Origin of the sequence: Streptomyces aureoversilis (assembly GCF_042657885.1) — a bacterium.
Classification (GTDB): domain Bacteria; phylum Actinomycetota; class Actinomycetes; order Streptomycetales; family Streptomycetaceae; genus Streptomyces; species Streptomyces aureoversilis.
In genome coordinates this window covers 23,532-34,542 of the sequence record NZ_JBHSKJ010000036.1, presented here as the reverse complement: position 1 = coordinate 34,542, position 11,011 = coordinate 23,532, and the positions used below count along the sequence as shown (strand labels likewise).

Annotated in this window: 3 protein-coding genes; 2 read left to right on the top strand and 1 reads right to left on the bottom strand. The window is 74.1% G+C overall.

Annotation, left to right across the window (positions count from 1 at the left end):
- Window positions 1-274 precede the first annotated feature (274 nt).
- Entirely contained in the window at window positions 275-1,378 is a 1,104-nt protein-coding gene (locus tag ACFPP6_RS35530; RefSeq protein WP_382051008.1) for an ABC transporter permease, read from the bottom strand.
- Between the two features lie 164 nt (window positions 1,379-1,542).
- Between ACFPP6_RS35530 and ACFPP6_RS35525 the strand changes: the two genes are divergently transcribed.
- Complete coding sequence (locus ACFPP6_RS35525; protein WP_382051006.1) at window positions 1,543-9,966, top strand: type I polyketide synthase; 8,424 nt, start codon at window positions 1,543-1,545, stop codon at window positions 9,964-9,966.
- A gap of 145 nt (window positions 9,967-10,111) precedes the next feature.
- A complete protein-coding gene (locus tag ACFPP6_RS35520; RefSeq protein WP_382051004.1) occupies window positions 10,112-10,969 on the top strand; it encodes a serine/threonine protein kinase in 858 nt (285 codons plus the stop codon).
- Window positions 10,970-11,011 lie beyond the last annotated feature (42 nt).

Genomic DNA, 11,011 nt, shown 5'->3' with positions numbered 1-11,011 from the left:
CGGCGCAGAAATCAAGCGCCGTTTCTCGGTCGACGGCGCCCAGCGACCCCGCAATTGTTAGCGACCCCGAAAACCCCTGGCAATCACTGTGACCTACTACGCCCGTTCATCGACCACCACCCCGAAAGCCACCTGCCCCCGCAATACCGACCCCCCACCCACTACCCACCCTCGTAAGTGACCCACACCGCATGGGGGGCCTCACACGCCACCACCCCCGAAACAACACACAGCAAACGCGAAAACGCACAGCGTCAGCAGAAATGCGGGCGGTTCAGCTCGCGGCGGCGGCTGTCCCCGCCGTCTCCCGTCCGCCGGGGTGGCGGTGCCGCCAGATCCAGAAGACCGTGCAGGAAAGGGCGGCCCAGGCCATCAGCACGGCGAACGGGAAGAAGTGCTGGTGCTGCCGGAAGTAGACGGCCGTGTGCTGAGCGTTCACGGAGGCCCCGGGCGGCAGCCAGCGGCCGATCTCGCCGAGGAGCGAGGGCAGCAGGGGCCAGGAGACGGCGCCGCCGGAGGACGGGTTGCCCAGCAGGACCATCAGCCCCCAGGTGGGCAGCATGGCCCACCGCCCGAAGAGGGCATTGAACATGGTGAAGACCATGCCCGAGGTGAACATGGTCAGCGCGAGGATCAGCCAGGACTCCGCGAACGGCAGCCGCACCGCGTCCAGCCCCCAGTCGACGATCGCGGCGATGGTGAAGCCGCCCAGCACGGAATAGGCGGCGGTGAAGGCGATGCGTTCGGCCGGATTGAGCTCACGGGCGTGGACGCTCAGCTGGATGGCCCCGACGAAGCCGACGATGACCGACGCCAGGGTGATGTAGAAGAGCGCGAGGCCGCGCGGGTCGCCCTTCTGGAGGGGATTGACGTCCCGCACGACCACGGGGATGCCGATCTCCTTGCCGACCTGGGGCGCGGTCTCGGTCAGGAGCTGGGCGACGGTGGCACCGGAGGCTCCCGAGACGTCCAGCTCGGCCGCGTGGTGGCGGTCCTGGAGGATGGCGTAGACCCGCTGGTCCTCGACCGCGTTCCGGGCCTCCTCGTAGGTGGCGAAGTGGCGCAGCCGGAGCTCGGCTCCCAGCGCCCTTTCCATGCCCTGGACGAATTCGGCCCGTTTGATCTCGGACTCCGGGACCCCGGTGACGGCGGTGGGGATGTTGTGCGGGGTCGGATTGGCCATGGCGTAGGTGTAGGAGCCCGCGAAGAGCCCGGCGGCCGCGGCCACGATGAGCACGAGCACGGTGGCGGGGAAGAACGGCGAGTGACGGAACGCCGACCAGCAGTGGCGGGCGCGACGCCGCCCACCGGTGGGGTCGGCGGGATCGGCGGGGCGAGCGGAGCCGTGCGGAGTGCCGGCGCCGCTCTCTTCATCCATGGGGTCACGACCCATGCGGTCACGATATGCAGATCATCCGGACACGGCGCGGCCCGTGGTCCGCCCGGGGGTGGGACCGCTCAGCCCTGAGTTTTGGCCTCAGCACTCGGTACGGTGTGCGAGCGGGCGCGCTGTCCTTCGCCCCGTGGCCGGAGGGGTGGGGGATGGCGGAGATCCAGGACGAGCTGATCCGTGCACTGCCCGATGCGCTCAAGGCGCACGCGGCGCAGATGGCGGACAAGACCGCTTTCCAGGACGCGCGGCGGAGCGTCACCTACGGGGAGCTGGAAGAACGGACCGCGCGGCTGGCGGGTCACCTGGCGAGGTCGGGGGTGCGGCGGGGCGACCGAGTGGCCCTCCACCTGGGGAACCGGGTGGAGATGGTGGAGGGGTTCCTCGCCGTCCTGCGGGCGGGCGCCGTCGGCGTCCTGCTCGATCCCGGGGCAGCGGACGCTGAGCTGGCGCACTTCCTCGACGACAGCGGGGCGGTCGCGGTGATCACCGAGCAGGCCGGGGCGTCCCCGATTACGCCGTCCCCGATTACCGGGCCATCCCTGGTCGCCGAGCCGTCCCCGACCGCCGGGCCGGAGAGGGCCGCACGACCGCGCCTGCGCACACGGATCGTGGTGACAGGCACGGACACCACGCCCGACGGGGTGCCCGCGGGCACGTACGCCTTCGAGCAGCTGGCCGCGACGGACCCTGGACGGGCGCCCCGGGACGACCTCGGCCTGGACGAGCCCGCCTGGATCCTCTACACCTCGGGGACCACCGGGCGCAGCAAGGGCGTCGTCTCCAGCCAGCGCACCGCACTGTGGTCGGTGGCGGCGGCCTACGCCCCGCTGTGGGGCCTGGAGCGGGAGGACCGGCTGCTGTGGCCGCTGCCGATGTTCCACGCCTACGCGCATTCGCTGTGCCTGCTCGGGGTCCTCTCCGTGGGGGCGAGCGCCCGTCTCCTCGACCGGGGCGCGAGCGTCGCGCAGGCGCTCGCCGAGCCCGAGCAGTCGTGCACGGTCGTGGCAGGAGTACCGGCCACGTACCACCTGCTCACGGAGGCCCTGCGGAGCGCTCCGCACCCGCGGCCGCGGCAGCCGTCCGGCGTACGGCTGTGCGTCACCGCCGGCGCGCCGTGTCCTCCGGCGCTGCGGGCGGACGTCGAGGAGCTGCTGGGTGCCCCGTTGCTCGACGGCTACGGCAGTACCGAGACGTGCGGGAAGATCGCGGTCGACAGGCCCGGCGACCCCCGGGACGAGGGCCCAGGCGCGCTGCCCGTGCCCGGCATCGAGGTGCGGCTGACCCGTCCCGACAGTGATCCCGGCGTGGATCCCGGTGGTGATCCCGGCGGTGGCGAGGAGGTCGCCGACGGGGCGGAAGGGGAGATCTGGGTCCGCGGTCCGAACCTGATGATCGGGTATCACAACCGCACGGGCGACACCGCACGGGCGTTCAGGAACGGCTGGTACCGCACCGGGGATCTCGGGCGCCGCGCGCACGGGGGCCGGCTGCTGGTCACCGGCCGGGTCAAGGAACTGATCATCCGCGGGGGCGAGAACGTCAACCCGGTCGAGGTCGAGCACATGCTGCTCGGCTGCCCGGGCGTCACGGACGCGGCCGTCGTCGGCAGGCCGCACGACGTGCTGGGCGAGGTGCCGGTCGCCTTCGTGGTGCCCGGTCCGCACGGCGTCGACACCGACCGGGTCCGCGCCGTGTGCCGGGAGCGGCTGTCGGGCTTCAAGGTGCCCGACGAGGTGTACGAGACCGGCTCCGTACCCCGTACCCCCTCCGGCAAGACCGACCGCCCGGCACTGGCCCGGCAGCTGACCGAACGGCTCGCGGCGGCGCGCGAGGACGCCGCGTCCGCCCTGCGCCGGCGGCTGCTCTCCCTGCCCGCGTCCGACCGCCACGACACCCTGCTGCGCCTCGTCCTCGCCCGCGCGGCGGACGTCGCCGACGCGCCGGAGCAGGCACAAGAACAGGCACGAGAACAAAAACAGACACAGGAACAGGAACACGAGCAGGAGCTGGACCCGGGGCGCCCCTTCAGTGCCTCCGGCATCACCTCCCTCGGAGGCGTCCTGCTGCGCGACCGGCTCGGCGCGGACACGGGACTGGAGCTGCCCGCGACCCTGGTGTTCGACCACCCGACGCCCGGCGCCGTGGCGGAGTTCCTGCACTCCGCCCTGCTCGACGGCCGTGCCCCGGCGGCAGCCCGTACGCCCGCCGAACGGACTCGGAGGGCGGCCGAGGATCCGGTGGCCATCGTCTCCATGGCGTGCCGGTTTCCGGGATCCCGCGACGACGTGGCATCCCCGGAGGAGCTGTGGCAGTTGCTCGTGGACGGGGTCGACGCGACATCGGACCTCCCCGGCGACCGCGGCTGGGACCCGGCGGGCCTCTTCGACCCCGACCCGGACCGGCTCGGCACGTCCGTCACCCGCCGCGGCGGCTTCCTGCGCCGGGCGGCCGACTTCGACGCGGCCTTCTTCGGTATGTCCCCGCGGGAGGCGGTGGCCACCGATCCGCAGCAGCGGCTGTTGCTGGAGACCACCTGGGAGCTCTGTGAGCGGGCGGGCATCGACCCGGCGGAGCTGCGGGGCAGCGACACCGGCGCCTTCGTCGGCGTGATGCACGACGATTACGCGGGCCGTCTCCTGCACCGGGGGCCGCACGTGCTCGAGGCGCACCTGGCGCTGGGGTCGACCGGCAGCGTGGCGTCGGGCCGTGTCGCGTACGCCCTGGGGCTGCACGGCCCCGCCGTCACGGTCGACACCGCCTGTTCGTCGTCCCTGGTGGCGATGCACTGGGCGGCGCAGGCGCTGCGGTCGGGCGAGTGCTCGCTGGCGGTGGCCGGCGGCGTCACGGTGATGGCCACTCCGGCGCCCTTCGTGGCGTTCAGCAGGCTGCGCGGCCTGGCGCCGGACGGACGGTGCAAACCGTTCTCGGCCGCGGCCGACGGCACCGGCTGGGCGGAGGGCGCCGGCGTGGTCCTGCTGGAGCGCCTCTCCGACGCCCGGCGCAACGGCCATCCGGTCCTGGCCCTGCTCCGTGGTTCGGCCGTGGGCTCCGACGGCGCCTCCAACGGCCTCACCGCGCCCAGCGGCCCGGCCCAGCAGCAGGTGATCCGTCAGGCACTGGCCGACGCCGGGCTGACCCCGTCCGACATCGACACCGTCGAGACGCACGGCACCGGTACCGCGCTCGGCGACCCCGTCGAGGCCCGGGCGCTGCAGGGCGCGTACGGGCAGGAGCGGCCGCCCGGCCGCCCGCTGTGGCTCGGTGCGCTGAAGTCCAACATCGGGCACGCCCAGGCCGCGGCCGGTGTCGGCGGTGTCATCAAGACCGTCCTTGCGATGCACCACGGACGCCTGCCGCGCATCCTGCACTGCGCGGAGCCGACCCCCCGTGTCGACTGGTCGTCGGGCACCGTACGGCTGCTGACGCGGGACGAGGAATGGCATCCGGCGCCCGGCAGTCCGCGCCGGGCGGGGGTGTCCGCGTTCGGCATCGGCGGGACCAACGCCCACGTCATCCTCGAAGAGGCCTCCCGGAGCGCCGAACAGGAAGGACCTGAAGCCGCAACGAAGGCGGTGCCTCCGTTACTGCTGTCCGGTGCGGACCCGCAGGCACTGCGCGCGCAGGCCGCGCAGGTGGCGGCTCTGTTACGGAAGCAGCCCCGGCCGGCCCTGCTGGACGTCGCGTTCTCCCTGGCCACGACCCGGTCCGCGCTCACCCACCGGGCGGCGGTGACCGGAGCGGACCGCGAGGCACTGCTGAGCGCTCTGGACGCACGGGCGGCAGGCGCAGCCGACACCGGCCCTTGCACGGGCACCGGCACCGGCCCTGGCTCCGGCGCGAGGCCTGCCACGTCCACCGGGCGGCTGGCCCTGCTGTTCTCCGGTCAGGGCGCGCAGCGGCCGGGCATGGGCCGGGAACTGCACGGCGCCTTCCCCGCGTTCGCCGCCGCCTTCGACGCCTTGTGCGACCGGTTCGATGCCGAAGGCCTGCGGCCCCTGCGCTCCGTACTGTGGGCGGAGGAGGGCACGGAGGACGCCGCTCTGCTGGATCGGACCGACTTCGCGCAGACCGGGCTGTTCGTCTTCGAGGTGGCGCTCTTCCGGCTGCTGGAGTCCTGGGGAGTACGGCCGGACGTCCTTTCCGGGCACTCCGTCGGGGAGCTTGCGGCGGCTCACGTCGCAGGTGTCCTGTCGGAGCCGGACGCCGTGGAACTGGTCGCAGCGCGGGGCCGGCTGATGCGGCAACTGCCGGGAAACGGCGCCATGGTGGCAGTGGAAGCCTCCGAACACGAGGCGGAGCAGGAGCTGATGGGCTGGACGGACCGCGTGGCGGTCGCCGCGGTGAACGGCCCCCGCTCGGTCGTCCTCTCCGGCGAGGAGGACGCCGTTCTCGCCGTCGCGGCCCGCTTCGCCGCGCAGGGGCGCCGCACCACGCGGCTGCGGGCCGGCCACGCCTTCCACTCGCCCCTGATGCAACCGATGCTGGACGCGTTCGGGCGTGTGGCGGCACGTCTGGCATATCGCGCGCCGCGGATCCCGGTGATGTCGACGCTGACGGGGCTCCCGGCCGCCGGGGACGACCTGTGCTCGGCCGCGTACTGGGTGCGCCACGCCCGCGAAACCGTACGCTTCGGGGACGCCGTACACCGTCTCGCCCACGACGAACGGGTGACGGCCTTCGCCGAAGTCGGGCCCGGTGCACAACTGACCGCTGCCGCCATGGCCGGTCTTGCCGCGGACAGCGAGGATCGGACCGAGGAGCAGACCGAGCGGACCGAGCGGACCCACGGGCCGGTGTTCATCACCACCGCACGGGACGGCGCCCGGGAGGCGGAGGCGGTCCTCGCCGCGCTCGGCCGGTTGCACGTGCACGGTCTGCCCGTGGACTGGCACCGGGTGTACGCGGGCAGCGGCGCCCGGCGGGTGGACCTGCCGACGTACCCCTTCCAGCGGCGGCGCTACTGGCTGGACGCTCCTGCCGTCCCCTCCCCCGTCCCGGATCCGGCGGCCCGGGAGGACCACCCGCTGCTGCCCCGGATGACCAGCGTCCCGGGCACGGAGCGACTCCTCTGCACCGGCGACCTCTCCACCGAGGCCCACCCGTGGCTGCGCGACCACGTCGTCGCCGGGCACGTCCTCGTACCCGCCGCCGCGTTCGCCGAGATGGTGCTCCACGCGGGCGACGCCTGTGGTCTGGACACCGCCGAGGACTTCGCGCTGACAGCCCCGCTGGCCCTGCCCGGCTCCGGCGACCGCGTCCAGGTACAGGTGGTCCTCGGCGAGCCGGACGCCTCCGGACGGCGTACCGCCGACGTCTACTCCCGCCCGCAGGACTCAGGTCCGCTGGGCGCTTGGACGCACCATGCGACCGGGCGGCTCGGCCCGGCCTCCGGGCCCGGTGGCGAGCGCCAGGACCGGGCCGTCGCATGGCCGCCCCCGGGCGCCGTGCCGGTGGACCTGACCGGTGCCTACGAGCGTCTGGCCGGCACCGGGCACGCGTACGGCCCCGCGTTCCAGGGCGTCACGGCCGCTTGGCGGAGGCCGGGCGAGGAGGTGTACGCCGAGGTGCGGCTGCCCGAAGCAGCGGGCGACGACGCACACCGCTACGGCATCCACCCCGCCCTGCTCGACGCCGCGTTCCACGCGGCACTCCTCGCCGCACCGTCCACCTGTCCCGCCCGGCTGCCCTTCGCCTGGCGCGGCCTGACCGTGCGGGCCGTCGGAGCCACGGCCCTGCGCGTACGCCTACGGGCCACCGGTACGGACACCGTCACCGTCGACCTGGCCGACCCCGCCGGGAAGCCGGTGGCCCGGGTGGAGTCCTTGACCACCCGCGCGCTGCCGGAATCCCACGGCGCCGCAGCCACATCCGCGGCCGCGGCCGCGGCCGCGGGTGTGAACGGCGGCGGTGGGTTGTACCGCCTGCGGTGGGCCGTCGTTCCGGCCGAGGGCGAGGGGATCTCCTTGTCGGTGGCGGCACCGGACGAACTGGGGCTGCGTTCCGCGTTACCTGCCACACCTGCCGCATTCACCGGGAGAGGGAACGAAGCCGTGGCGGTCTCCCTGGCTCCGTCATCGGAAAGCGATCCCTCGGCCACGGACCCCGTCGCGGAGACGCACCGTCTGACGGCCCGCGCCCTGGCCCTGTTGCAGACGCACCTGTCCACTGCGGCAGCACCCGGAGCGCGCCTCGTCGTGGTGACCCGCGGCGCCACCTCCCCCGTGCCGGACCTGCCGGCCGCCGCCGTCTGGGGCCTGGTGCGTTCCGCGCAGGCGGAGTATCCCGGGCGCCTGACGGTCGTCGACACCGACGGCACGCCCGGGTCGCTGCGCCTGCTGCCGGCCGCCGTCGCCACCGGCGAGCCCCAGCTCTCCCTCGTCGACGGCATGGTCCGCGTCCCACGCCTGACAGACGCCGGCATCCTGTCCCCTTCCGGCTCCCCCACCGGATCGCCCACGGCTGGCGGGTTCACCGGCGGAGGCGGCACCGCCCTGCGCATCGGCGGCACCGTCCTGCTCACCGGCGGCACCGGAGCCCTCGGCGGTCTGCTGGCGCAGCACCTGGTCGCCCGGCACGGTGTCCGGCACCTGGTGCTCGTCAGCCGCCGGGGCCCGCGGTCCGCGGGGGCGCGGCAGTTGCGGACCGCGCTGGAGGAGGCCGGCGCCCAGGTGGACGTGATCGCGTGCGACGTGGCGGACCGAACCCGGCTGGCTGCCGTCGTCGAAAAGTACGCGCACCGGCTGAGCGGCGTCGTCCACGCGGCCGGGGCGCTGGACGACGGCGTGCTGGAGGCACTGACGCCCGGGCGGCTGGCGGCGGTGCTGCGGCCGAAGGCGGACGCCGCCTGGCACTTGCACGAGCTGACGCGGCATCTGTCCTTGTCGCACTTCGTGCTGTTCTCCTCGGCGGCCGGGCTGCTGGGCAACCCCGGTCAGGCCGACTACGCGGCCGCGAACTCCTTCCTGGACGCGCTCGCGCACCACCGCACCGCCGCCCTCGGCCTGCCCGCGCTCTCCCTCGTGTGGGGTCCGTGGGCGGGCGGGGAGGGGATGGCGGCGCGCACCGAAGGTGCCGAGCGGGCCATGGGCGGTGTGCTGCGCGCGGTCTCTCCCGAGCAGGGTCTGGCCCTGTTCGACGCCGCGCTGGGCAGGGACGAGCCGGTACTCGCTCCGCTGCTGCTGCCGGACCGTGCCCGGACCGCAGGTCCCGCCGCACCGCCCGTCCCGCCTCCCCTGCGCGGGCTGTTACGCCCGAGCCGCCCGGCCCGACCGACCCGTCCCACCGCCGGATCCGGGGACGGCGGGAACAGCACGGGCCCCGCGGCAGGCGCGGCCACCGGACGCGATGACACGCCCGGTTCCTGGCGGGAACGGCTCGCGGCCCTGCCGGAAGCCGACCGCGCGCCCGCGCTGCTGGAGCTCGTCCGTACGGAGGTCGCCACAGTCCTCGGCCACCCGGACGCGGCGGCCGTGGCGCCCGGACGCCCCTTCACCGAGCTGGGCTTCGACTCCCTGACCGGGGTGCTGCTGCGCAACCGCCTCGGCATGCTCACCGGCCTGCCGCTGCCCGCCACCGTCGCGTTCGACCGGCCCAGCGTCACAGAACTGGCCGGTCATCTGTACGAGGAACTGGGCAGCAGCCCGGCGCCCCCTCCCGAAGCCGCTGTCGCCGCCACGGGACCTGCGTCGCCCGGAAAGGCACGGCCGCCGCAGACCCTCGCCTCCCTCTACCGGCGGGTGTGCGCGACGGGCGACGTCGTCTCGGCGATGCATCTGCTGGTGACCGCCTCGCTCGCCCTGCCCTCCTTCGGCCCCGCCGAAGCCTCCCGGCACGAGCTCACCCCGGTCACGCTCGCCGAAGGCCCCGGCGGTCCCGCGCTCGTGTGCTTCCCCGGCTTCTCGCCCCACCTCGGCAGGCCCTGGTACGCCGCGCTGGCCGCCTCTTTCGCCGGCGAGCGGGACGTCCTCGAAATCCGGCATCCCGGCACCGCCCACGGCGACGCCGTCCCGCGCGACTGGCGGACCCTCGTGGACCTGCACGCCGACACCGTGCGCAAGCACCTGGGCGACCGGCCTTACGCCGTCCTCGGCTACTCGATGGGCGGTTACCCCGCCCATTCGGTCGCCGCGCGGCTCGCGGCGACGGGCACGCCGCCGGTCGGCCTCGTCATCGCCGACACCTACCACGTCACCCCGGACCGCGAGGAGGAGCCGTGGCTGCTCGCGATGCCCGCCCGTCTCCCCCTTCAGCTGGGCGAGCGGTTCGACACCGCCGTCGACGACATGTCGATCGCCGCCCTGGGTGCCTACACCCGCCTGGCCCGGGACTGGCACCCCGAACCGACGGACGTCCCCACGCTGCTGATCCGCGCCACGGAGCCGCTCCCGCCCGTCCATCCCGGCGCCGGGGGCGGGACAGGGGGCGATGGCCCCCGGCAGCCGTCCTGGCCGGCGCCGCACACCGCCGTGGAGGTTCCCGGCGACCACTGGACCCTCTTCGAGGAACACGCCCGCACAACGGCCGACGCGATCCGGTCCTGGCTCGGCACCAACCGGGACCCCGCCGAAGAATGACACCGGAGCCGTCACGGCGCGCCGCTGCGGCGCCCGGAGTCCGGCGTGTCGCCGGCTTCGACGTCCAGGTGGGGAAGGACCCGGTGAACGATGAACGGTTCCCGGTGGGGGCCGGACGGCGTCCTGCCGGTGGAACAATGGCCTCATGCCCCCTCACCCGTTACTGGACGTCACTGAACTCTCCTCCGTAGAGGCGCATCTCGAACGAGTGGGCACGGTTTTCGCCGTCTTCCGGGATCAGGACTCCGGATGTGTGTCCTACGGCGTCCGGCTCCCCGGCGGAGAGCGGTGGTTCGTCAAGGAGGGCACCACCGGGCGCGCGCGGATCTCCCTCTGCCGGGCGTGGGCCTTCCACCGGGCCGTGAGCCACCCGGCGATCGTCCCGCAGGTGCACCGGATCGCCGTGCGCGGCAACTGGGCGGTGGTCATGCCGTGGCACGAGGGCGAGGTCCTCTACCACCCCGCTGCCGGCGGCACCGCGGACCGCACCGCCCCGGGCAGCGCCATGGCGCGTTTCCGGGCCCTGCCGCTCCCTGTGGCCACGCGCGCGTGGGAACGGATCCTGAGCGCGCACCTCGCGGTGGAGGAAGCCGGCTACGTGGCCGTCGACTTCTACGACGGCGCGCTGCTGTACGACTTCACCGGCGACACCATGCGCCTGGTCGACCTGGACGAGTACCGTCCGGGTCCCTTCGTCCTGGCGGAGGACCGGCTGCCGGGGTCACGGCGGTTCATGGCGCCGGAGGAGTACGAGCGCGGCGCGACCATCGACGTCCGCACCACCGTCTTCGCGCTGGGTCGCGCCGCCCGGCTGCTGCTCGACGCAGGTGACGGCGAACGCGCTTGGCGCGGCAGCCCGGCTCAGCTCGGCGTACTGCACCGCGCCACCCGGGCCGACCCCGGTCGGCGATTCGCCTCGGTCCGCCGGTTCGCCGCGGCGTGGCATGCCGCCGGCGACGGTCACGGCCTGCGCACCGGGCATCCGCGTCCTCCGAGGGCGTGAACAGCCCCTCCGCAAAAGAGCGTTCGGGTGCAGGACACGCGC

Bases quoted from the DNA above. Each gene is read 5' to 3' on its own strand.
- ACFPP6_RS35525 (WP_382051006.1), top strand. From the start codon at position 1,543: ATGGCGGAGATCCAGGACGAGCTGATCCGTGCACTGCCCGATGCGCTC.
- ACFPP6_RS35530 (WP_382051008.1), bottom strand. From the start codon at position 1,378: ATGGATGAAGAGAGCGGCGCCGGCACTCCGCACGGCTCCGCTCGCCCC.
- ACFPP6_RS35520 (WP_382051004.1), top strand. From the start codon at position 10,112: ATGCCCCCTCACCCGTTACTGGACGTCACTGAACTCTCCTCCGTAGAG.